Consider the following 22,447-nt stretch of genomic DNA (forward strand, 5'->3'; position numbering starts at 1 on the left):
CTTAAACTTCGCGTGCAGCGAGTGGTTGCATCAGTTTCGATGGCAACTTGAATTCGACTTTTTCTTCACGGCCCGCCATCGTCGTGACATCGACGGGCCCCAATGCGCGCAGCGCATCGATTACGTTTTCGACCATTTCTTCCGGTGCCGACGCGCCGGCCGTGATGCCGACCGTGCGAACGTTGGCGAACCATTCCGGCTTCACTTCGGAGCCGTCGGCGACGAGGTAGCTGGCCACGCCGCTCTCGCTGCCGATTTCGCGCAGCCGGTTCGAGTTCGAGCTGTTGGTTGCACCGACCACCAGCAGCACGTCGACTTCTTTGCTCAGCTCGCGCACCGCCGCCTGGCGATTTTGTGTCGCATAGCAGATGTCGCGTGTGTCGGGACCGACGATATCGCTAAAGCGGCGCAGCAGCGCGTCGATGATGCCGCGCGTGTCGTCGACCGACAGCGTGGTTTGCGTCACGTAGGCGAGCGGCGTATCGACCGGCAACTCGAGCTTCGCGACTTCTGCCTCACTTTGCACGAGCAGCACCTTGCCGGGGATCTGGCCGATCGTGCCTTCAACTTCGGGATGGCCGGCGTGGCCGATCAGGATCAGCGTGCGGCCGGCGGCCACGTACTGGCGACCCTGCACGTGTACCTTGGTCACGAGCGGGCAGGTTGCGTCGAGCACGTCGAGACCGCGCGCTTCGGCATCACGTTCGACGGTTTGCGCAACACCGTGCGCGCTGAATATCGCAACGGCACCTTGCGGCACTTCGTCGAGTTCCTCGACGAAACGCGCGCCCTTCTGGCGCAGATTGTCGACCACGTGACGATTATGGACAATCTCGTGGCGGACATACACGGGCGCGCCGTGTTGTTGTAACGCGCGATCGACGATTTCGATTGCGCGGACAACACCCGCACAAAAGCCGCGGGGCTGAGCAAGGATGACTCGCATAAGTTGGCGAACTCCGACTAACGCGGGTTTCGAAGAAGTCGTGAAGCTGACTTTATCGCCGCGCTCATCATGATTAGTTGACGTCTTGAGCCCCGGCGACGGGCCGGTACAGCAAAACCAAACGCGCATTCTAACGCTATCGGGGCCGCTTTGCTTTTTGGCGCGGCCCGTGTGTTGGGCGCTTGCCGCACCCGCTGGGCCTTGCGGAGCACCGAGCCTGCGAGCGTTACATCGATGTAAGGAACCAGCGCGAGATCGCCTCGCAACGCGCCCTGCCACGACCGCACACTGCACCATCACGGCGGAACCCTTAAACTACCGATCCTTGCTGCGCGGACAAACGCGCTGTATTACAGAATGGTTTCGAGGCTCGCTGGATGGACGTCGATCAGCACGAAAACTTTCCGATCGCGAGCGTGTTGCTGCCGAAGGCGCTACGCGCGCCCGTCGGTATTATCTACCAGGTCGTGCGAACTGCGGCCGATATCTCTGCCGAAGGCCAATGGAGCGCCGCCGAGCGGCACGCCCGTCTGGCCGATTTCCGCGCTGGGCTGGACGCGATCGCGCAACGGCGCGCCGCGCCCGTGCATGCTCTGCTGTTCGGCAAGCTTGCCGGCGTGATCGCGCAATACGAGCTGCCGCTCGAACCGTTCTACGATCTGCTCGACGGCTGCGCGCAGGACATCGATACGCATCGCTACGCGGATCGCGCTGCGCTCGTCGACTATTGCCGTCGCTCGGCGCATCCGGTCGGGCATTTGCTGCTGCATCTGGTCGGCGCGGCGACGCCGCACAATCTCGCCGACGCCGATGCGATCTGCACGGCGTCGCAGCTGATCAGCTTCTGGCTCGACGTCGCCGCCGATTGGGACCGACAGCGCGTGTACCTGCCGCAAGCCGATTTGCGGCGCTTCGGCGTGACCGAAGCGCAGATTGCCGATGGCGTCGTCGACGATGCGTGGCGCGCGCTGATGGCGCATGAAATCGCGTTCGTGCGTGCGACGCTGGTCCGCGGCGCGCCGCTCGCGCTGCGCATGCCGGGGCGGCTCGGCCTCGAGCTATGCGGCGCGGTGCATGCCGGACTGCGGTTTCTCGAGCGCATCGAGCGCGCGGATTACGATGTGTTCCGCGAGCGTCCGGTGTTCAACCTGTTCGACTGGTGCGTGGTGGCGGCGCGCACCCTGACAATGCAACTATCCAGACGCGTCGGCATGGCGGCGCGCTCAATCGAGGGTAATGCTTAATGGCGGCGGTCCTGTTCATTCTTTCGTGTGTTTCCCTGCTGATCTGGTGCGTCCTGCTGTTCGCGCGCGGCGGCTTCTGGCGCGCGCGTCCCACCGCGCCGCTCGCGATCGCGACACGCGACGCATGGCCCGCCGTCGCGGCGGTCGTGCCGGCGCGCAATGAAGTCGACGTGATCGCCGAGGCGGTCACGTCGCTGCTCGAGCAGGACTATCCGGGCGCGTTCCACGTGATCGTCGTCGACGATCACAGCACCGACGGCACCGCCGACGCCGCGCGTGCCGCCGCGCTGCGGCTGCAATGTCCGGAGCGCTTCACCGTGCTGGGCGCGAAGCCGTTGCCGCCGGGCTGGTCCGGCAAGGTGTGGGCGCAGTCGCAGGGCATCGAGGCGGTGCGGACGCTCGATCTGCCGGCCGAGTTCCTGTTGCTGACCGATGCCGACATCGGCCATCCCCCTGAGGCGCTGACGCAACTCGTCGCTCGCGCGGATGCCGAAAAGCGCGACCTCGTCTCGCTGATGGTCAGGCTGCGCTGCGATTCGTTCTGGGAAAAGGCGCTGATTCCGGCCTTCGTGTTCTTCTTCGCGAAGCTTTATCCGTTCGCGTGGGTCAACAATCCACGCAACCGCACCGCGGCCGCGGCGGGTGGCTGCATGCTGGTGCGCCGCGCGGCGCTCGAGGAGGCGGGCGGCATCGAGTCGATCCGCGCCGAGCTGATCGACGATTGCAGCCTCGCCGCGCGCATCAAGCATCGCGGCACCGGGCGTCATCCGATCCGCCTCGATGTCGCGGCGAAGAGCGTGTCGCTGCGTCCCTACGATAGCTGGCGCGACATCTGGAACATGATCGCGCGCACCGCGTTCACGCAGCTGCGCTACTCGCCGCTATTGCTCGCGGGCACGCTCGTCGGCATGGGGATCATCTATCTGTTGCCACCGGTCGCGGCGCTGATCCTCGGGCCGCTCGGCTGGCCGGCCTGGATCGCGTGGGCGGCGATGTGCTGCGCGTATGCGCCGATGCTCGTCTACTACCGGCGCTCGCCGCTGTGGGCGCCGTTTCTGCCGCTGGTGGCGCTGTTCTATGTCGGCGCGACGTTCGCATCGGCGGTGCGTTACTGGCGTGGTAAGGGCGGGCAGTGGAAGGCGCGCGTGCAGGCGCCGGTGCAGGAGCGCTGAAGTCAGGCGTAAAAAAAGCGGCTCCTGGCCGCTTTTTTTACGTCACGCGGGTTGGGTCACGCGTTCGTCAGCATCATGTACATCTGTATCACGATGTCCGGGGAGAACGTGAACGGCACCCAGCCGTGGCCGGTGTGACGCATCACGAGCAGGCGGTCGCCGTTCGACTGCTTCTGCACGGCCATCATCGGATTCTTGGTCGAGACGAATTGCCAGCCCGGCGGAATGCCTTGCGGCTGCTCCGGCGTCATCGACGCGCGCGCGTTCGACAGCTCCTCGATCAGCCGGCCGATCTGATCCGGGCGCAGCGCGACGGTCTGATTGCCGATCGTCATCGTGATTTCGTCGCGCGCGGGACGGTTGATTTCGAGCGTGGGCTGGAATTGCGGGGCGGCCGGCTCGGCAATCGCTTCGGCGTTTGCTGCCGCGCTCGCGGGTTGTTCCGCTGCCGTTTCCGCCGCTTCGGCCTCCGCGTCGCGCGCGGCATGCTCCGTCGCCGCGGGCGATGCCGCCGCGTCAACACTTGTCTCGGGAGTGTTCTCGGCCTGCGTGGCCACGACAGCGTGAATGAGCTGATCGACGCCCATTTCCAGCGCGCCGAGCTGTTCGTGAAGATTCATGCGAGGTTTCTCTGGTAGGACCCGCGATTTTACCTGCTGCGCGCGGGCGTGGACCCGTCGCTGGCGCGGGACTTGTAACAAAATGCTTACGGCTGCTGTTCAGCCGTTCATTCAGCCCTTCAGATACCCCGCCCGCCGGAACCATTCGAGCGCATCGGCGAGACCTTCGCGATAAGGCCGCGCGCGATACCCCAGCTCGCGTTCCGCTTTCGTCGAAGTGAAATACATCTTGTTCTTCGACATCTTCAGCCCGTCGACCGTGACGAACGGTTCGCGCTTCGTGAACTTGGCGACGGCTTCCGCGCCCATCGCGAGCGGATATAAAGGCCAGCGTGGCAGGCTCACAGTCGGTGCCTTGCGGCCGGTTAGCGTGGCGATATCCGCAAGCATCTGCTGGAGCGCCAGATTTTCGCCGCCGAGAATATAGCGCTCGCCGATCTTGCCGCGTTCGAGCGCGAGGAAATGGCCGGCGGCGACGTCGTCGACGTGCACGAGGTTCAGCCCCGTATCGACGAATGCGGGAATCTTGCCGAGCGCGGCTTCGAGGATGATGCGTCCGGTCGGCGTCGGCTTCACGTCGCGCGGGCCGATCGGTGTCGACGGATTGACGATCACCGCGGGCAGACCGTCTTTGGCGATCATGCGCTCGACCGCGCGCTCGGCGAGCACCTTGCTGCGCTTGTAGACGCCGATCGCCTGGTCGGCGCGAAGCGGCGAGGTTTCGTCGGCGGACTGGCCGGAGTTCGTCACCTTCAGCGTCGCGACGCTGCTCGTATACACGATGCGCTCGACGCCTTCTTTCAACGCCGCACGCATCGTCGCCTCGGTGCCTTCGAGATTGGCGCGCTCGATCTCGCCAGGGTCCGGCGCCCACAGCCGGTAATCGGCGGCGACGTGCAGCAGATAGCGCACGCCGCGCAGCGCGTTGCGCATCGATGCTTCGTCGCGCATATCGCCGACGACGATTTCCGCATCGAGCGATTCGAGGTTCTTGCGCGGACTCGTCGCGCGCACCAGCACGCGCACGCGAAAGCCCTTGCTCTGCGCGATGCGTGCCACCGACGAGCCGACGAAGCCGGACGCGCCGGTCACGAGCACGAGATCGCGATTCTGTTCGGTCATTCTGTTTCCATTTCCTGCGTGACGGTCGACGGATTGTACGTGGCGCACGCGAGGCATGGGTGTTGTCGAGCACGCTCGTCGCGACACGACTAGAATGCCGGCTTGAAAGACTGTCAGGCATTAAAAGGAGGTAGCGGCATGGCCCCGGATCTGGATCAGCGGATCGAAACGTATTACGCGCGGGTGCGCGGCACCGTGCAGGGCGTTGGCTTTCGCCTCGCGACGGTGCGCCAGGCGCACGCGCTCGGCATCAAGGGATGGGTCGCGAATCTCGACGACGGTTCGGTCGAGGCGATGTTGCAGGGATCGGCCAATCAGATCGACCGGATGCTGTCGTGGCTGCGTCACGGACCGCCGGCGGCGCGCGTGACCGAGGTGAGCGGCGAGGAGCGCGCGACCGACAAGCGGTACGAGCGCTTCGAGCAGCATTGAAATCCTCGCGCGTTCGAGCGACGCGAGTTAAGAAAGCGGCGCGCCGTCCTGAGGAGGGCGGCGCGCCGCTTTTTTGCTTTTGCCTTTAGCGCTTAGCGCGCCACCAGCAAACTCTCCGCGAATCCCCATTCATCCTCGATCCATTGATGGCTGCATGTGAAGCCGGCGCCATCGGCGATCGCGGGCAATTCCTCCGCGCGATACTTGTGGCTGCTTTCGGTCCAGATCGTCTCGCCTTCCTTCAGCGACACCGTCAGCTTTGCAGCGTGCACGTGCGCGGTGATATCGCGCTTCGCCCGCAGATGCATCTCGATGCTGCGCGCGTCCGGATTGAAGCGCGCCACGTGCTCGAACGACTCGAGCGGAAAGTCGCCGTCGAGTTCGCGGTTGATGCGTGCCAGCAGGTTCAGATTGAACGACGCGGTCACGCCGATCGCGTCGTCGTAGGCGGCGACCAGCACGGGGGTCGGTTTGATCAGATCGGTGCCGAGCAGCAGCGCGTCGCCCGGCGCGAGCATGTTGCGGATGTCGCGCAGAAACCGCGTCGCCGCGAGTCTGCCGAAGTTGCCGATCGTGCTGCCGAGAAACAGCACGAGCAAGCGGTCGTCGGGTGCGCGCTGCCGGCTCACTTCGGCGAGGCCGGCCAGATAGTCGCGCTCGTAGCCGACGATCGAAATCCGCTCGATGTCACCGAGTTCGCGCCGGCACAACTGCAACGCACTGCGCGAAATTTCAATCGGGCAGTAGGAAGTAGGGCGTTTTTTACACAGCGCTTCGAGAATGCGCCGCGTTTTGCGGCCGCTGCCACTGCCGAGTTCGGCGACCGTCACGTCATGCGGCAAATGCTCGACGATATCGGCCGCGTGCTTCGTGAGCAGCCGTTCTTCGGCGCGCGTCACGCCGTATTCCGGCAATACGGTAATCACTTCAAAAAGTGCGGAGCCGACTTCGTCGTACAGATACTTCGACGGCAGTTCTTTTTGCGGCGTGTGGGTGAGACCGGCGTACACGTCGGCGGCGAAGGCGCGACGCAGTTCGGAAGGCGAGTTGCTAAGCGATAGGGCTGGCTGGGTCATGCTGGCTCCAGTAGTCACATTCGATGAGCGGGATTGCTGCCGGGCGATGGCATGCGCGATAAAACGCGGTTGAGGCATGCCGTGGGCGAGATGCGCGGGCGTCGGTTCGTGGCGGCTTCCAGGACTACGCTCACAGTTGCATTCGCCGACCCGGCTCGTGAGTGCTGCTACTTTCGTGCCGCTGTGGCCGTCATTGTCGTGGGTGACGCGGCCGCAGCGTGCAAAGCTTGGTAGCAAGATTCGCGCGAGGCGATGACGAACCGGAAAGGGGTTCGCCGGCTGCTGCGCAAAGTTATGTTCTAGTTCATCGACGCGCGAAGCGCACGACTAATTGCAGCCGATTGACGAGAAACCGCAGGCCCGTTGGCGAATAACCCGTCTAGAATGCCGGTTTTTTCATGCGATTTGCGCCACCGCTTCAGAACGACAATGCAGCGTCCGCGGCTTTGCCCGCATGGCCGCCCGCTCAAGAGACCTCACATTCATGACCACAACGAACGCCGCGCGCCTGCGTCGCGCGCCGCAAACCCACACGTCAGGCAGATCCCGGACCGCGCAATGAATCACAACGACTTCAGGCGCGGGATCGCGTTGTCGGTTGGTGCGTCGGCGATGTTCGCATTACTGTCCGCTTACGCGACGCTGCTCAAACCGCTGCGACAATGCAGCGTCCGCGGCTTTGCCCGCATGGCCGCCCGCTCAAGAGACCTCACATTCATGACCACAACGAACGCCGCGCGCCTGCGTCGCGCGCCGCAAACCCACACGTCAGGCAGATCCCGGACCGCGCAATGAATCACAACGACTTCAGGCGCGGGATCGCGTTGTCGGTTGGTGCGTCGGCGATGTTCGCATTACTGTCCGCTTACGCGACGCTGCTCAAACCGCTGTCGGGCCTCGACATCTTCGCGTGGCGCATCGTATGGACCGTGCCCGGCGCGCTGCTGCTCGTCGCGGTGCGCCAGCGTCTGCCGATGCTGCGCGAACTCGTTGTCCGAATGATGACGCAGCCGAAGCTCGCCGCCGCGATGGTCGTGACCGCGGGCCTGCTCGGCGTGCAACTGTGGTTGTTTCTGTGGGCGCCGCTGCATGGGCGCATGCTCGAAGTGTCGCTCGGCTATTTCCTGATGCCGCTCGCGATGGTGCTGGTCGCGCGCTTTCACTATCACGAGCGGCTCGACGGGTTGCAGTGGCTCGCGGTCGCGTGCGCGGCGGTTGGCGTCGTTCACGAATTGTGGGCGACGGGCGCGTTCTCGTGGCCAACGCTCGTCGTCGCGCTCGGTTATCCGCCTTATTTCGTGCTGCGTCGTCGGATCAAGCAGGATTCGCTTGCGATGTTCACCGTCGAAATGGCGTTGCTGCTGCCGGTGGCCGCCGTGTGCATTCTCGGCGGCGGCTCGCTGCAAACGATCGCCGGACGCGCCGAAATGTGGTGTCTGTTGCTGCCGGGCCTCGGCGCGTTGAGCACGCTCGCGCTCGCTACCTATCTGAAGGCGAGCCGTCTATTGCCGGTCGCGTTGTTCGGCATTCTGGGTTACGTCGAGCCGGTGCTGCTGGTGTTCGTGTCGATCACGCTGCTGCGCGAAACGCTGAGCGCCTCGCAACTCGCCACCTACGTGCCGATCTGGATCGCCGTCGCGCTGACCGCGCTGCACAGCGTGCGCTTCGTTCGGCTTGCGTCGAACTGAGCGGCGGCGGCGCGCTCACCGATGTGCTTCGGTCCTCTGCGCATCGATGCGCGTCGGGCCTACCTCGGCCTCGATGGCGTCACGCAGATCGGGGCGCCAGCCGATACCGAACAGCGCTTCGGCGAGCACGAATAGCGGGCCGATCAGCAGGCCGATCACGTCGTCGACGAATGCCGGCTTGCGATGCTCGTAGGCGACGTGACCGACGAACTGAAACACCCAGCCGATCACGAAGAGGCCAATGCCGGTTGCGAGCCACACGAGCGTCGCCTGCGCGGCGATCCACTCGCCGAACCCGACACAGAGCGCCGAGACGCAGGCCATCAGCACGCCGAGCGGCACGTCGAGCGCGAGGTAGTAGACGGTCGCCGCGACGAACAACAGCCATGCCGGCGACAACGTGACCGGGAACATCCCGGCGCCAAACGAAGGCCGGCTCAGCAACACCGCGAGCGCGAGCACGATCATCGGAATGCCGACGAAGTGGGTGGCGATATTGCGCCGGTCGCGATGGTAGGCCGCGTATTGCGTCAGTTGCTGCGTCAGCGTTCTCATCAGTGCCGCTCCTGGGTCAAAGTCAGCATAATCGCGGGCAGATGATTTTCCAACCATCGGGTAGCCGACAATCAGCGACGATCGCCCACGCATACCGTCTATGACAGAGCGTTTTTCATCGAATGAGCTTGCCGCGCTGCTCGAACGCAGCGCGTGGTTTCGCGCCGCGCCGGCCGATCTGCGCAGACAGTTGCTCGACGCGGGACGGGTCGAATCTCTCGCGGCCGGTCAGCGGCTTTTCACGCGCGGCGCTGCCGACGACGGCCTCTACTGCGTGCTCGACGGCGTCGTCAGAATCGGCGCGGCGAGTTCGACGGGCAAGGAAGCGTTGCTCGCGGTGATCGAGCCGGTGAACTGGTTCGGCGAGATCGCGCTGTTCGATAACCGCTCGCGAACCCACGACGCGTATGCCGAACGCGATACCGCGCTGTTTCATGTGCCGCGCGTGGCGCTCGCCGCGTTGCTCGAGCGCACGCCCGCTTACTGGCACGCGTTCGGTTTGTTGCTCACGCACAAGCTGCGTCTCGCGTTCGAGGCGATGGAGGAAGCCGCGCTACTGCCTGCCGCGCCGCGTGTCGCGCGGCGCCTGTTGCTGATGGCGGGCGGCTATGGCGAACCCGGCGAATCGCGAAGCGTGCTGAAGGTCCCGCAGGAAGATCTGGCGATGATGCTCGCGTTGTCGCGGCAGACGATCAACCAGGTGCTCAGGCACTTCGAGACGCAGGGCGCGTTGAAGCTGCGCTATGCGGAGATCGAAATCGTCAATGCCGACAAGCTGCGCGAACAGGCTCTCGTCGAGCGCGATTAACGTGCGCCCGGGTGGCTGACCCGACGTTTCAATGGGCCGATCGTCGCCGCGGGCAATGTGGTGAGCAGCGTGTGCAACGTGAAGTCGAGATCTTCTCGCGCGATGTCGAGTTGCACGCGGTCTTCTTCGCGCACGGCTTCCGTGTTGACGACATAGACGCCGAGCGGCGAATGAAGCAGTGCACGCAACTGGGCGTGTGGCACGGTCACGAGTAGAAGCGCGCGTGCCGATGGAAATGGAATGACGTTGCTGCGTTGAATCTGCGTGCTGACAGGTTGCGGCGAGAGCTTGTCGAGCGATTGCGTGAGAGCCATTTGATGCGGCGTCCGTGTGACGCGACCGTGAGTTGGAACAATTCGAGAGTAATCGCCGACGGGTAAACACGGTGCAAAAATTCGCGTGTCTGTCGGCAAAAAGATACGACGGGCAATGACACGCCGCATAGAAAAAAAGGCGAGTCATAAGACTCGCCCTCCCTGAACGGCACGGTCCGGCTTCGATCAACTTCTATTTGAACAACACCCTCATGGCCGGTCAGCGCCGAAACCGATCACGTGTTATTGCGTCTTGGTCGTGTCGGCTTGTGCGCCGTCGGCTTTCGCCGGGGCAGTGCTGGCCTCTTTCGCACTCTCCGTTTTAGTCTTGGCGGTGCTCGCTTCGACGGCGTTCTTGCCCGTGGATTTGTGGGCCTTCTTCGTATGGGCGGAAGTCTTTTTCACGTGCTTTTGCGTAGCGGCTTTGGCAGGCGCTTTCGTTGCGGTCGCGCTGTCGTTCGTCGCGTCGGCCTGTACCGCGGTGCTTGCCTTCAGATTCGCCTGGCCGGCAGCCGGCAACTGCGCGGCTTGCGCAGGTTGTGCGGCGGACGGTGCGGCCGTTTGAGCAAAAGCGGTCGACACGAGCAGTGCGGAAGCAACAGCGGCGAAAAGCGTCTTCATGGTGTGACTCCTGGTTGAATCGGTGGATTCGTTTGTCGCGGCTGAATTATTTCAGCGCTGCCGGTTTAACGTAGACGGGAATACAGGAGTTGACGCTGCGCTGGTGACAAATCGTAAGTAGTGCGTCAGCGCGGATACATGTTGCGACTTAGAAAGCGAATCCGCGGAAAGGCGCCACGCTCAATGAAGATGCGACCGCGGTCTTGCCGAGCAATTGCGCTACAGCCTCGGGCGAAACCGCCGGGCTGAACAGGAACCCTTGGGCCACCGTGCAGCCGTGGCGGACCAGAAACTCGCGCTGGACCTCGAGTTCGACCCCTTCGGCGACGACATCGAAACTCAGCGTCTCCGCGATCGCGATGATCGCAAGCGACAGAGCTTCGAGTTCCTTGTCTCTGCCGATTTCGCAAACGAACGCGCGATCGATCTTGATGCGATCGACGCTAAAGCGTTTCAGATAGCTGAGGCTCGAATAGCCGGTGCCGAAGTCGTCAATGGCGATAGACACACCGAGTTCGCGCAGCTCGCGAAAAGCCCGTTGCGCTTCTTCCGCGTTACGCATCAAGGTGCCCTCGGTGACTTCGAGTTCCAGAAGTTCAGCGGGCCAATGCGCATCTTCGAGTGCCGAGCGCACTACAGCTGGAAGGTCCGACCGTTCGAGTTGAAGCGGCGAAACATTGACCGAGATACGCACGGGTGGAAGCCCCGAACGGACCCATGCGCTCGCCTGCAGACAAGCCTGCCGCAACACCCACGTGCCGATGCTCTGGATCAGACCGGTTTCTTCGGCGAGCGGGATGAACACGGCCGGCGAGACTTCGCCGAGTTCGTCGTCGCGCCATCGCAGAAGCGCCTCGGCACCGATGATGCATCCGGTTTTCATGTCGATCTGCGGCTGATACGCCAGATACAACTCATTGGCTTTCGCCGCGCGCCGCAGTCGGGTGGTGAGCCGCAATTTCTCGGCGGCCGCGCGGCTCAGTTCCGGCTCGTAGAATTGATAGCCGTTTCGGCCGCGCGATTTCGCCACGTACAACGCGGCATCGGCATTTCGCGTGAGCAGCTCCGGCTTGGCCCCATCTTGTGGAAAAGTGCTGACGCCGATGCTTGCCTCCAGATACAACTCGTGTTCGCCGATGCTGTACGGCTCGCTCATCTCGTGAATGAGCGTGTCGAGCATTTCGGTGAGCTGCTGCGCGTCGGCTCGTTCCGCGACGATCACGAACTCGTCGCCGCCGTAGCGCGCGACGAAATCCGTCGCCCGCAGCAGACGCTGAAGCCTTCGCGCCACGGCCTTCAGCAGCAGATCGCCGATGCGATGTCCAAGCGAATCGTTGACGTCCTTGAAGCGATCGAGATCGAGGAAAAGGACGGAAACGTTCTGGCCGGTCGTTGCCGCGCGTAGGAGCTGCTCTGAAAGATGTTCGCCGAGCAGCACCCGGTTCGGCAGGTCGGTCAGCGCGTCGTATCTGGCTTGATGCTCGAGTCTTCTGAGCGAGCGGCGCAGACGCGCTCCAATGCGTCCGTTCCAGTGAATCAGCGAAAGCAGCAACAACGCCGAAGCGATGCCGCAACTCAACAGCATGCGCGTAAACCACTTCCCATCCAGCGAGGATTGACTGACGACCGAAGCGACCTTGGCGTCGGCCGCAAGTCGTACGTCGACGACCCGCTCGAGGACGCTATAGAAATAGGCGTCGATTTCCTCGAGTCTGGGGTCGCCCACTGCCACGCTGCCGGGATGTTCCGCGACTCTGCGCGCAAGACCAAAGCTCAGTTCGCTGAGTCTGCCGATCCTGTCGTCCAGATCCGACAGACGCGATACGCATTCCTGATTCTCGCTACAGCTCTCGCGCGCGTCGCGCGTCAGCTCGAGCAGTTCCAGCATCGGAAAGCTATAGACGGCGCGGTTGTAGAGCGGCACCGTCGATATCGAGGTGTAAAGCGTCGCATGCTCATCGAGCATGACTTGCTGAACCCGGTCGAGGTCGTGGCGCAGCCGCCCGGAAGCCTGGATCGTCCGAAGCGAACTGTCCTGCTCGCGGCTCTGGCGGATTGCGAGGAAGGTACTCGTCGCAATGACAGCGAGAATGGCAAGCACGGCGATGACCGTACCGGCTTTGCGCGTTGCTTCCTGTCCCAAGGCGCTTCCCTTTCCGTCAACGCGGCGCGGGCGAATACCGGCCCGCCCGGCTGGTGAATGTTCAAGTGGCTGCATGACTTGCCCTCAGGGCGCTCCGGATCGACCTGTAACGGTGCGCCATGGGTCTGCTCATCCGCCTATCGATCGGCAAATTCCACGCGGTTGCGCCCGCTTCGCTTGGCGCGGTACAGCGCCGCATCGGCGAGGCCATAGGCGGTGTCGAAGCCGGTTCCGACTTCGTTGATGCTGACGCCAAAGCTGGCCGTGATGCGGCGTTCGACCGGCGCAACCACCAGCGAGTCGCTGATGGCTTCGCGCATGCGCTCGGCAAGCATGGCGCCACTGGCCGGGTCATGACCGGGCAGCAGCACGGTGAACTCCTCACCGCCCACCCGCCCGATGAAGCCTTGATCCCCGACGATTGCGCGCAGGCAATCGACGACCCCCGAAATGACCGCGTCTCCGGTCGGGTGACCGTAGTCGTCGTTGATCCGCTTGAATTCGTCGATGTCGAGGATGATCATCACCGCGCTGCTGGTGCGCAAGACTTTGGTGGTGCGCTCGATCACGGCACTGCGGTTCAGTACGCCCGTCAACGCGTCGTGCGAGGCGCGGTACGCCAGTTGCTGAGCCAGCGCCTGCATCTCGCGCTCAGCCCGGTCGCTGCGGCCGATCAGGCGCCGTGTTTCGCGCATCAGGCGCTCGAAGTGCTCGATCAGTTCGCCCAACGACTGGCGATACTCCGCGGCATCCGCGTCGATGATCGAATGCATGGCGCGAGCTTTTGCGAGTGCCGCGCTCTCGTTCTGGAACAGATCGGGTGCGCCACCCGAGGACACGTCACGCGAAGAGGGCGAACGCACCTTATTTTCCCTGCTGCGCGATGGGACGATCGGTGAAATCGATCGCGCGGAAATCGGCCTTCAGCTCTTCGCCGAATTCGGCAATCGTTTCGTCTTCCTCGTCGCGATACCAGTTCATCGACACGCGGCTTCCCGCTTCCGCTGCCTGATCGAGCGCGTCGAAGATGCTGAACAGCATTTTGGTGCTCGAGCTGTTGAAGTACGTCAGCGCGACGTCGATGGTGATCTCGGCCCCGGTGTTCGCGGCAAGGTACTTGCGCATCTGCTCGATGATCGGCGCGTAAAAAGCGGCGGCGTTTTCGGGGTAGGACTCACCCTTGATCGACAACGCGTGCTGGTCGAAGCGAAAATCGACTTCGGGCGACGTCGTCGTCGCGGGGATGTGTAGGTTTTCCATTTTTGTTCGTGTGCCTTCCTGCTCAGATGATGGCCATGAGGCAAAACAGCGTGGTGCCCGGTTCGTCGGCACGCGGATGAAAAGCGAATTCAAGTGGCGCGCTCGCATCGCGCGCCATCGTCAGGAAGCCGAGGCCAGCGCCCTTGCTGTCTTTCGGGGCGTCGGTGCGCAGTGTCACCTTGTACGCCTGCTTGATTTCTTCGAGGGACATGTTGCGCAGAGGCTCCAGCCGGTTGCGCAGGCCCTCGACTTCGGCGGTCGCGATCGGATTGACGCATAACATCATGTGATGCTCGCCGTGTCTGGAGATGCACACGGCGCCCTCGCGTATCTCGCCTGCCGCTTCGCCGCCGGGCTCCAGCGCGTTCGACGAGTAATGCACGATGTTCTGCGCGAGCTCGATAAAGGACGAGAAAAGTTTGCGGCGAGTAGGACCGCTGACGCCGGCGACTTCGAGTTGCAGCTTCACGACTTCGCCCATCGACGCGACGATGTTATGGGAGAAGTAGCCCTTGTGATAGAAGAGCACGTTGCGTCGCTGCGCAAGGTCGAAAAAGGCGCTGTCTTGTTCTAGTAGTTGGGACATTCCGGGAATTCACTAAATGCGGGCACAGAAAAGCGTGACGTCGTCACGGCGCGGTTGACTGCCTTGCCACTGCGCGAGCGCGAGCCGGACGCGCTCGCAAATCGTCGCCGGGGTTTCGGCGCGGCTTTCGAGGATCAGGTCGAACGCGCGGCGGCGGCCGAAAGAAATGTTGCGCGGGCCGCCGATCTGATCGGCGAGTCCGTCGGTGTAGATGAACAGCAGGCTACCCGCCGCGATGGGAATCGAGCGCAGGCTCCACGCATAGTCGGCGCGACTGTCCACGTAACCGACTCCCATGCGGTCGGCGCCGATCGTCTCGAACTCCGCGGCGTCGGGCGACAGGATGTGCAGCGCGATCCTCGCGCCGGCAAAATGCAGCACGCTCTCCGTGGCGTCGAACCAGAAGAGTGCCGTGTCCAGACCGTCGTTGGATTGGGTTCCTTCGTCGGCACTGTTCACTTGCCCCAGCAAGCCCTTGACGTTTCGATTGACGGCCGCGAGCAGCGCGGCGGGGTCGCGCGGACCGATCTGCTCGAGCGCCTTCGACAATGACGCCGAAGCAAGCAAGGTCATGAAGGCGCCGGGAACGCCATGTCCGGTGCAATCGGCTACCGCGCCGAACCAGCCGTTCGGGAAGGCCGCGAAATGATAGAAGTCGCCGCCAACGACGTCGCGAGGTTCCCAGACCATTGCCGCGTCGCGCAGCTTCATCGACAGCGTCTCGCTGGAAGCACGCAACATCGCGCGCTGTATCACGCTGGCGTACTCGATGCTCTGCATGATCTGGCGGTTCTTCTCCGCCTGCATTTCCGCGACCGCGCTGATCAGCTGCAAACCACTGCCGAGGCCCGAGAAGAGTCCCTCACGTGTCACGATGAAGCCGTCGACCAGCGCTTTTTCTCCGGCCTCGACGGTCCTGAACGTCAGCGCTTCGATGCTCACGTCGGCATCGACGATGAGCGGCTCCTTGTCCATGAAAGCGATGCAACTCTTCTTGTCGTAAAGCTCTCGATGGAACGGCCTGCTCATTTGCGACATGAAAATATCGCGGTTGATCAGGCCGATGGGGCGCTGGTCATCGATGACGGCGAGACTTTGCATGTCGCGGCGCGTCGAGAAGATCTCCATGACGACGGAGTTGGGATCTTCAACGTCTACGGATGGAACTTGCTGGCACAAATCTCCGGCCGTGCGCGGATTCCCCTGTGCGGAAGAACGGCGAAATCTCGAGAACGCTGGATGCATGGCGACGCCAGTCGATGTATGAAGAACCTCGCACGCTAAGGTTTCTCTATGTACATTATGTGACAGAGGGGAGGGCGATCCGCTCTATTGGCGCGGGATTGGAACTCTGGCGGTCACGCAAAGGTTTGCGTGACCGCAATCAGTAAAACTTGCGATATGCCGGGTTGCGCGAATGCAACGGCTGTGGGTCCATTTATTGAAATGGGTTTTGCACGACGCCCGGCTTTGCGTCCGGCTCTTCCTTCACCTGCGCCGGTAAATCCTTTTGCGCCTGCAGACTCGCGACGATCGCATCGAGCGCTTCCTTCAACGCGAGTGCCGCTTTGAGGCCGCGCTGATCTCGCGTCAATTCGATCGTGCCGTTCAGCACGACACGCGTCGTGCCGTTGCTGAGCGTGAGCGAATCGCCCTGAATGTTGAGCACGTCGTCATCGTTCGAATAGGGCTTAAACACCTTTTAGTCCTCCTGGCCGCTGGTCCTTGAGGTTATCCGGAATGCCCGGAAAGCGGATGCCCGACATCGCTTCGAGTTCGTGAATCGTGCGGATGTCGTAACGGTTGGTCGCTACATTATCAACCACGACTGCGAAGGCCAATTGACGCGATGGCACATAGACGACCTTGTACAACTGAGTCGGCACGAACACGCGCGTCGGTCCGATCGTCTGCAGTTGCTGACCGGTGAACAGCGGTCCGGTGACGACGTACGTGTCGTCGTAGGCGAGTGCGATCTTGCGCACCGCGGTTTCGATACGTGCCCACAATCGTTGGTTGTTCTGACGGTTTTGCGGCACGACGTTCGCGAGCGAGAACGATTGCGCCATCGCCTCATCGTTCCACCGATTACCCGCCGGACTCATGTGACCGCGATCGAAGCCGCTGCGTTTGTAGTCGGCGAGTGTCGCGCCTTCGCCTTCTGGCAGACGCGCGTCTTCGAAGAACTTGTTGGTGCGCACCATGTCTTTCGCTTCTTCGATGTGCTCGCGCGTCAGATGCTCGGCCGACCACAGTGGACCGTGCGTGATACCCGAATGCAGCACCGCGAAATCGCTATAGCAAAGCAGGCGCGTTTCCGGCGCCATCTTCTGATTGGTCAGGACGGGCCATTGCGCATTCGGCGCGAAACTGGTGCAGGAAGGTGCCGCGCTCGCATGAGTGGCGACGGCGAGGAACAGACAGGCAAGCCACTTCTTCATGTGTCGGTGGTTCGATGAAAGGGGACGCAAGTATAGCGTCGCGGCTCACATCGAGCGACAGCACAATGCGAATCGAAGAAAGGGAATGGGAAACAGCAGAGGTGGCGTGCGCCGGGCAAAAAAGTGGGCCGCTTTGCAGCGACCCGAATGCGTGGACTTCCGACTCTACGCACGCAATCTTAAGAAGGTCTTAAGTGGTGCGGTATCGCGTGAGGGTTATGTTCGTTTGCGCACGAACAGACTTACGCGTACGAGCAGTGCTCGCGCAGTGAGCCGGAAGTTTCGACCGGAAAAAGAGAAGCGCAACGAATTGCGCCAGAACTTAATTACCGAACACGCTGTTTTCAGCGTGGACTTTTTGACGATCCACCGCCTGCAAACGCCAGAAGCCGCTCGTCGCCTTGCGGGTTTGCAGCGCGGTCCATGCGGCGGCGCCTTGCGCGGCGCTCACACGCTCCTTGCGATCGACGTGCAGACCGCGCAGCGTACAGAGCGGCGCGTCGGCGCTCGGTGCGCACAGCGTGGTCACGCCGTTTTCGTCACGCAGTTCGCCCCACGGGGGCAGGTCGATTCCTTGATGCGCCTCTCTCGACCACCGATGTTCATCGGTATCGAGCCAGAGCACGGCGTAATCATGGCTTACGGTGGGATCGGAACCGTTAATCAGGATGGTCAGTCGCATATCAGGTCCGTTCATAAATTGCGAAGGGCTTTATCAGTCTAGGCGGCGCGGCGCTTTATGCAAGCCAAAGGCATGACGGGCGAATGGAAAAATAATTCGTGAAACGATATGGCGAGGTACGGGTCATGCTCAAAGCGCCGCGCTTACGCGATATGCATGCTGTATCAGCCACACGCACATCGCGAGGCGCGGCAAATCAACGCAGCCGACAGGCGCTCAAGCGAGATCGAGCGACGCGCTCAGATCGCCGAGCGGCGCGAGTCCGTTGCTTGCGAATGCCTTGTCGCGCGCGAGCACGCCGTCGAGCGGCGCGAGTCCATGCACACGGCTAATAAAACGCAGAATCGAATTCGTGTCGTACACCGTGTGATCGACGTAACCCTTCTTCGCGAGCGGCGAGATTACGAGTGCCGGAACGCGCGAACCCGGACCCCAGCGATCGCCGATCGGCGGCGCGACGTGGTCCCACCAGCCGCCGTTTTCGTCGACGGTGACGATCACGACGGTGTTCTTCCATTGCGGGCCGCGCTGAATGTGCTCGATCAGCGTCGCGATGTGACGGTCGCCCGAGGCGACGTCCGCATAGCCCGCGTGCATATTCAGGTCGCCCTGCGGCTTGTAGAACGTGACGGTTGGCAAACGTCCGGCGTCGATATCGGCGATCAGGCGATTGGTCGACGCGTCGTTGCCCATCCCGCCGTCGCGCAGATAGCGGCTGCGCGCGGCCGTGCCCGGCGCGTAATTGGCGAAGTAGTTGAACGGCTGGTGGTGGTACTGGAAGTCGGGCCTCGATCCCGTATCGCGATGATCGAGCGCGAATTGCCACGCACCGCTGTACCACGCCCAGTCGATACCCTTGGCGCTCAGCCGGTCGCCGATCGTCGCGTAGTGCTGCGGCGGCATCACGCGCGGGTCCGACGGATCGGCCCACGCCGGGTTGCCGCCTTCGGCCGGACGCACGCTGCTCGGCTGATACGGCGGCGCCATCGTGTTGACCGCGTAGCCGTCGGCGGTGAAAGCGCCGTCATTGACGAATTTCGGCGGACCATCGAGCGCCGACGCGGGCGAATTGGGCGCGAGCTTCAAACGGGTGCCGGTCGGATCGTCGCCTTCCACGACCGACACCATCTTCTTCGCCGGACTATTCTGGATGTCCGGGTAGTACGGCGCCTGCGCCGAGATCAGGAAGATGTGGTTCAGCCACGAGCCGCCGAAAGCGGCCATGAAGAAGTTGTCGCACAGCGTGTACTGCTGCGCGAGATTCCATAGCCGCAGCGTCTCGGCGGAATTGCGGTAGTGCCCCATCACGAGGCCGCCGGAATCGCCCCACGCGGCGAACTGGCTGTTGCGCCCCGCGTTGATCTGCATCTGGTTCTGATAGAAGCGATGGATCAGGTCGCGCGTGATCACGCCGGTCGGCAGCGGCGCGCCGTGCGCATCGACGATGCGAAACGGCCGGTTGTGCAGATGATCGAGATCGTTCTGGCCAATCATGTAGCGCTTGCCGTCCACCTCCTGCGCCTGCGGCACGAGCCCGCCCCAGATCGCCGGCAGCCGCGGCAGCGGCGTCTTGCCGTCGCGGTCGAGCTGCACGTATTGCTCGGCGGTGACCGCGTCGAGCGGATGCTGGACACCCGGGTAGTTGCCATACAGGTTCGCGAAGCTGCGGTTCTCCGCGTAAATCACCACGATGTTCTTCACCTGATCGTGCAGTGCAGCGTCGAGCCGCAAGTCGGCGGCGCTGCGCGGCGGCCCGTTGTTCGCGAGTCCCTCGCCCGTTTTGCAGCCGATCAGCGCGAGACCGAGGCCGACCGCCCCGAGACCGGTGAGGACGCGGCGGCGCTCGGGATCGTCGGGAGCGTCGTTGGCGTTGTCGATTGAATCGGGGTTGTCCAGTTTCGGCGGCAGGTGAGGATCGTGGTCGGTCATCGGTGAGTTCCGAAGGAGACGTGACGGTCGCATCGGCACCGCTGGAGGCGGCGCGCGCGACACCGGTTACGGATCCGCCGAGGCCGGCAGGCCTCGCGGCTTTACGGCAGCCGACGCTTGACGCGCCAGCTGTGATGCGTGGCATCGACGGCTAATAGTAGCCAGTGCCGTGCGTCGATCGGATGACGCTTTTGCGTCGCATAACGGTCGACGGTCAATTCGAGTTCGTCATGTGCGCGCCGATGGCAGGTGGCGTGCGCGCCGGAGCCGTCCGCGAACTCGACGCGCGCCTCGGCGAGGTTCGGCGCGCCGGCCGGTTCGGGTAGATCGGCGATGCGCACCGCGCAGCCCGGATAAAGATGCGAGTCCGCAACCTGAATCTGTATCGCGTTGGGCATGACGTGGCCTCCTACGCTTGGGCGGCGCGAGCGTGCGGCTGGGATACACCGCGCCGCCGGACCGGATCAAAGCATAGCACCGCGTGGCCGATTCGCCGCATGCTTCGCGCTATCATCCTGAATTGAACCCGATGAACCGCATAGAGACGGCAGTCAAGATGGCAAAAGAAGAGCAGACAGGAGTGGGACGCAGGCAGGGCAAACCGCGCGGAGCGGAAGCCTCCGCCGCACCACACGAACCGGTGCGCACGGACGCGGACAGCGCGGACTTGCCCGCTTCCGCCGACGACGACAGCGCCGGCGCATCCACATATCTGGTGCCGGGCCTCGAACGCGGCCTGCGCATCCTCGCCGAATTCAGCGCGCGCGAGCCGGTGCTCGGCGCGCCGGAGTTATCGAAGCGGATCGGCATTCCGCGCACCACCACGTTTCGTTTACTACAAACGCTCGAGGCGCTCGGCTTTCTCGAACGCGTCAATGGCGACCGTTATTTCCGGCTCAGCGTCGCGGTGCTGCGGCTCGGCTTCGAGTACCTGAGTTCGCTCGAACTGACCGACGTCGGCACGCCGATTCTCGAACGCCTGCGCGACGCGACCGGGCTCAGCACGCATCTGCTGATCCGCGATCAGCGCGACGTCGTGTTCGTCGCGAAGGCGCAGACGCACGAGCCGATGTACAGCTCGGTCAAGGTGCACGTCGGCACGCGCCTGCCCGCGCATGCGACCGTGCATGGCCAGGTGCTGATGGGCGATCTGAGCTTCGAGGAGTTGCGCCAGCTGTATCCGGAGCCGCAGCTCGAACGTTTCACCGAGCGCACCCCGGCGACGGTCGAGGAACTGTATGGACGGGTGCGCGAGAGCGCGGCGCTCGGCTATGCGGTCAGCGAGGCGTCGTTCGAGCGGGGGATTTCGGTGGTGAGCGCGCCGGTGCGCGACCAGAGCGGCAAGATCGCCGCGGCGTTGACGGTGACGATCCCGCGCTCGGATATCGGCGAGACCGGCGAGCGCGAGCCGCTGATCATTGCCGTGTGCCAGGCGGCGCTGGAGCTGTCCGAGCGCCTGAGCTATCGCCCGAGGCCGGATGATCCGACCGCGATGCAGGCGCGCCGCCGGCCGGTTGCCGCGCATTGAGTGCGCGCTGACTTCTCCGCGCCACTACTTCAAATACTTATTTCATATCTGTCGGCGAGTCCTGCTGCACTGCACAGCGGGACTCGCCGCATCACGTCGTCAAATCATCAGAACGAGTGATGGATGCCGCTCAGGACGATCGCCTGATTGCGGCCGCTCGACACGCCCGCGGTGAAGAACGCCGCGTCGGTGTTCGAACCCGCGCGCTGATACAGCGCGTTGATATACACCTGCGTCGACTTCGACAGCGCATAGATGTTGCCGATCATGAACTGCGTCCAGCGGTGGCCGGCCAGCGTCGTCGTCGCTGCTCCGCCGGCGATCGTGTTGGCCGGCGTGACCTGCCAGTTCGCGCCGCCGTCGTAGCTCTGATAGGTGTCCGAGTGACCGCCGCTTTCGAGCTTCACGCGGGTGTACAGGCCGTGTACGAGCACGCTGCCGAACTGGTACGACAGGCCCAGGCCCATGTTCTGCAGGTTGTCGGCCATGTAGGTGGCGGCGGGCTGACCCTGGAAGGTCGTGATGCCGGTCGTGACGATCGACGGCGTGCGGTTGTTCTCGTTCGAATAGCTCGCGCCCGCCTTGAAGTTGCCGTTCGCGTACGTCGCCGCAAAGCCATATGAGCGGCCGATCGCGAAGTTGGTCTGATTGCCGAGACCCATCATCGCGCCGAAGGTGAAGCCGCCGAACGACGCCGAACGGAATTTCGCCGAGTTGTCATACGGCACGACCGAGGTGTCGGCGAGCGCGTCGATGTTGCCCGGGTGGAACGCGTACCAGCTGGCCGCCTGGTAGCCGGTGCTGAACGGGCCGAGCACGTCGAAGCTGAACGGCGTCTGATGACCGAAGGTCAGCGTACCGATCTGGTCGGAAGAGAGCCCGACGTAAGCCTGACGGTTGAACAGCACGCCCGCTTTCGCCATCGCGCCCGTGTTCGTATAGAAACCGTTTTCGAGCTGGAACACCGCCTTCAGGCCATTACCCAGATCTTCGACGCCCTTCAGGCCCCAACGGTCCGGCTGCATGTTGCCCTGTTCCTGAATCCACTTCGAGCTGCCGCCCACGTTGCTGATATACGCGATACCGACATCGAGGCTGCCGTATAGCGTCACGTTGCTCTGCGCCCACGCGCCCGTGGTCATGCAAGCTGCCGTCAAACCGGCTGCAATGATTTGCTTCACCGTTGGTTCTCCTGATCAAACGACGTAGACACCCGCCGAATGCGCCGTCCCTGATCTGTTCTCTGGGTTAATTCCGTTCTGGTTTCTGCGCCAGAACCA

General features: G+C 63.2%; 24 protein-coding genes and 1 pseudogene. 7 read left to right on the plus strand and 18 right to left on the minus strand.

The genetic code is table 11. The features are described 5' to 3' along the window. Position 1: 1 nt before the first annotated feature. Positions 2-946 carry a 4-hydroxy-3-methylbut-2-enyl diphosphate reductase gene (ispH, locus tag EVC45_RS00615; protein ID WP_129956107.1) on the minus strand — a complete coding sequence of 315 codons (945 nt, stop codon included), beginning with the start codon at positions 944-946 and terminating at the stop codon, positions 2-4. A 377-nt stretch (positions 947-1,323) separates the two neighbouring features. Here ispH and hpnC point away from each other — a divergent pair, with 377 nt between their 5' ends. Both hpnC and EVC45_RS00625 read left to right on the plus strand, forming a co-directional pair. Further along, positions 1,324-2,190: a squalene synthase HpnC gene (gene hpnC / locus EVC45_RS00620; protein ID WP_129956108.1), complete on the plus strand. Its 867-nt coding sequence runs from the start codon at positions 1,324-1,326 to the stop codon at positions 2,188-2,190. Beyond that, positions 2,190-3,362, plus strand: coding sequence for a glycosyltransferase (locus EVC45_RS00625; protein WP_129956109.1), 1,173 nt, complete (start codon positions 2,190-2,192; stop codon positions 3,360-3,362). The genes hpnC and EVC45_RS00625 overlap by 1 nt, the downstream gene beginning before the upstream one ends. Before the next feature lie 56 nt (positions 3,363-3,418). On the opposite strand, the gene EVC45_RS00630 is transcribed toward EVC45_RS00625, so the two are convergent. Both EVC45_RS00630 and hpnA read right to left on the minus strand, forming a co-directional pair. Further along, on the minus strand, positions 3,419-3,982 hold the full coding sequence (locus EVC45_RS00630) for a hypothetical protein (RefSeq protein ID WP_129956110.1): 564 nt from the start codon (positions 3,980-3,982) through the stop codon (positions 3,419-3,421). A 111-nt stretch (positions 3,983-4,093) separates the two neighbouring features. Then, positions 4,094-5,104, minus strand: coding sequence for a hopanoid-associated sugar epimerase (hpnA, locus tag EVC45_RS00635; protein WP_129956111.1), 1,011 nt, complete (start codon positions 5,102-5,104; stop codon positions 4,094-4,096). A 138-nt stretch (positions 5,105-5,242) separates the two neighbouring features. Here hpnA and EVC45_RS00640 point away from each other — a divergent pair, with 138 nt between their 5' ends. Continuing rightward, positions 5,243-5,536 (plus strand): acylphosphatase, encoded by a 294-nt coding sequence (locus tag EVC45_RS00640; protein WP_129956112.1) that lies wholly within the window; start codon positions 5,243-5,245, stop codon positions 5,534-5,536. A gap of 92 nt (positions 5,537-5,628) precedes the next feature. Here the strand turns inward: EVC45_RS00640 and egtD are convergent, their stop codons facing one another. Next, the gene (gene egtD, locus EVC45_RS00645; RefSeq protein ID WP_129956113.1) at positions 5,629-6,612 is read right to left on the minus strand and encodes an L-histidine N(alpha)-methyltransferase; all 984 of its coding nucleotides are present in this window, start codon (positions 6,610-6,612) and stop codon (positions 5,629-5,631) included. A gap of 558 nt (positions 6,613-7,170) precedes the next feature. Between egtD and EVC45_RS46540 the strand changes: the two are divergent. Both EVC45_RS46540 and rarD read left to right on the plus strand, forming a co-directional pair. Then, positions 7,171-7,265 (plus strand): annotated as a pseudogene (locus EVC45_RS46540) (EamA family transporter RarD); the annotation flags it as partial. A gap of 138 nt (positions 7,266-7,403) precedes the next feature. Then, positions 7,404-8,300 carry an EamA family transporter RarD gene (gene rarD, locus EVC45_RS00655; RefSeq protein ID WP_129956114.1) on the plus strand — a complete coding sequence of 299 codons (897 nt, stop codon included), beginning with the start codon at positions 7,404-7,406 and terminating at the stop codon, positions 8,298-8,300. 15 nt (positions 8,301-8,315) lie between these two features. Here the strand turns inward: rarD and EVC45_RS00660 are convergent, their stop codons facing one another. Beyond that, on the minus strand, positions 8,316-8,855 hold the full coding sequence (locus tag EVC45_RS00660; RefSeq protein ID WP_129956115.1) for a DUF962 domain-containing protein: 540 nt from the start codon (positions 8,853-8,855) through the stop codon (positions 8,316-8,318). Between the two features lie 100 nt (positions 8,856-8,955). Between EVC45_RS00660 and EVC45_RS00665 the strand changes: the two genes are divergently transcribed. Continuing rightward, entirely contained in the window at positions 8,956-9,663 is a 708-nt protein-coding gene (locus tag EVC45_RS00665) for a Crp/Fnr family transcriptional regulator (protein ID WP_129956116.1), read from the plus strand. Here EVC45_RS00665 and EVC45_RS00670 read toward each other — a convergent pair. The 12 genes from EVC45_RS00670 to EVC45_RS00725 form a co-directional block, all read right to left on the minus strand. Continuing rightward, complete coding sequence (locus tag EVC45_RS00670; protein ID WP_129956117.1) at positions 9,660-9,977, minus strand: hypothetical protein; 318 nt, start codon at positions 9,975-9,977, stop codon at positions 9,660-9,662. The two genes, EVC45_RS00665 and EVC45_RS00670, sit on opposite strands and share 4 nt — an antisense overlap. Before the next feature lie 243 nt (positions 9,978-10,220). Continuing rightward, positions 10,221-10,598 carry a hypothetical protein gene (locus EVC45_RS00675; protein WP_129956118.1) on the minus strand — a complete coding sequence of 126 codons (378 nt, stop codon included), beginning with the start codon at positions 10,596-10,598 and terminating at the stop codon, positions 10,221-10,223. A gap of 148 nt (positions 10,599-10,746) precedes the next feature. Beyond that, positions 10,747-12,741 carry a bifunctional diguanylate cyclase/phosphodiesterase gene (locus tag EVC45_RS00680; RefSeq protein WP_248294994.1) on the minus strand — a complete coding sequence of 665 codons (1,995 nt, stop codon included), beginning with the start codon at positions 12,739-12,741 and terminating at the stop codon, positions 10,747-10,749. A gap of 137 nt (positions 12,742-12,878) precedes the next feature. After that, positions 12,879-13,604: a GGDEF domain-containing protein gene (locus EVC45_RS00685; protein WP_129956120.1), complete on the minus strand. Its 726-nt coding sequence runs from the start codon at positions 13,602-13,604 to the stop codon at positions 12,879-12,881. 1 nt (position 13,605) lies between these two features. Continuing rightward, a complete protein-coding gene (locus tag EVC45_RS00690) occupies positions 13,606-14,001 on the minus strand; it encodes a DUF1987 domain-containing protein (protein WP_129956121.1) in 396 nt (131 codons plus the stop codon). Between the two features lie 22 nt (positions 14,002-14,023). Then, complete coding sequence (locus EVC45_RS00695) at positions 14,024-14,587, minus strand: SiaB family protein kinase (protein ID WP_129956122.1); 564 nt, start codon at positions 14,585-14,587, stop codon at positions 14,024-14,026. A 12-nt stretch (positions 14,588-14,599) separates the two neighbouring features. Further along, complete coding sequence (locus tag EVC45_RS00700; protein WP_129956123.1) at positions 14,600-15,715, minus strand: SpoIIE family protein phosphatase; 1,116 nt, start codon at positions 15,713-15,715, stop codon at positions 14,600-14,602. A 310-nt stretch (positions 15,716-16,025) separates the two neighbouring features. Further along, a complete protein-coding gene (locus tag EVC45_RS00705; protein ID WP_129956124.1) occupies positions 16,026-16,286 on the minus strand; it encodes a hypothetical protein in 261 nt (86 codons plus the stop codon). Next, positions 16,279-17,028 (minus strand): DNA/RNA non-specific endonuclease, encoded by a 750-nt coding sequence (locus EVC45_RS00710; protein ID WP_129956125.1) that lies wholly within the window; start codon positions 17,026-17,028, stop codon positions 16,279-16,281. Before EVC45_RS00710 ends, EVC45_RS00705 begins: the two co-directional genes overlap by 8 nt. A 322-nt stretch (positions 17,029-17,350) precedes the next feature. Continuing rightward, positions 17,351-17,710: a DUF3564 domain-containing protein gene (locus EVC45_RS00715; RefSeq protein WP_129956126.1), complete on the minus strand. Its 360-nt coding sequence runs from the start codon at positions 17,708-17,710 to the stop codon at positions 17,351-17,353. Positions 17,711-17,926: 216 nt separating this feature from the next. Next, on the minus strand, positions 17,927-19,639 hold the full coding sequence (locus tag EVC45_RS00720; protein ID WP_129956127.1) for an acid phosphatase: 1,713 nt from the start codon (positions 19,637-19,639) through the stop codon (positions 17,927-17,929). Between the two features lie 101 nt (positions 19,640-19,740). Further along, entirely contained in the window at positions 19,741-20,037 is a 297-nt protein-coding gene (locus EVC45_RS00725) for a hypothetical protein (RefSeq protein ID WP_129956128.1), read from the minus strand. Positions 20,038-20,195: 158 nt separating this feature from the next. Between EVC45_RS00725 and EVC45_RS00730 the strand changes: the two genes are divergently transcribed. Continuing rightward, entirely contained in the window at positions 20,196-21,167 is a 972-nt protein-coding gene (locus tag EVC45_RS00730; RefSeq protein ID WP_129956129.1) for an IclR family transcriptional regulator, read from the plus strand. 107 nt (positions 21,168-21,274) lie between these two features. On the opposite strand, the gene EVC45_RS00735 is transcribed toward EVC45_RS00730, so the two are convergent. Beyond that, a complete protein-coding gene (locus tag EVC45_RS00735; RefSeq protein ID WP_129956130.1) occupies positions 21,275-22,348 on the minus strand; it encodes a porin in 1,074 nt (357 codons plus the stop codon). Positions 22,349-22,447: the final 99 nt, after the last annotated feature.

Origin of the sequence: Paraburkholderia sp. UYCP14C (genome assembly GCF_004197395.1) — a bacterium.
In the GTDB taxonomy this organism is placed as follows: domain Bacteria; phylum Pseudomonadota; class Gammaproteobacteria; order Burkholderiales; family Burkholderiaceae; genus Paraburkholderia.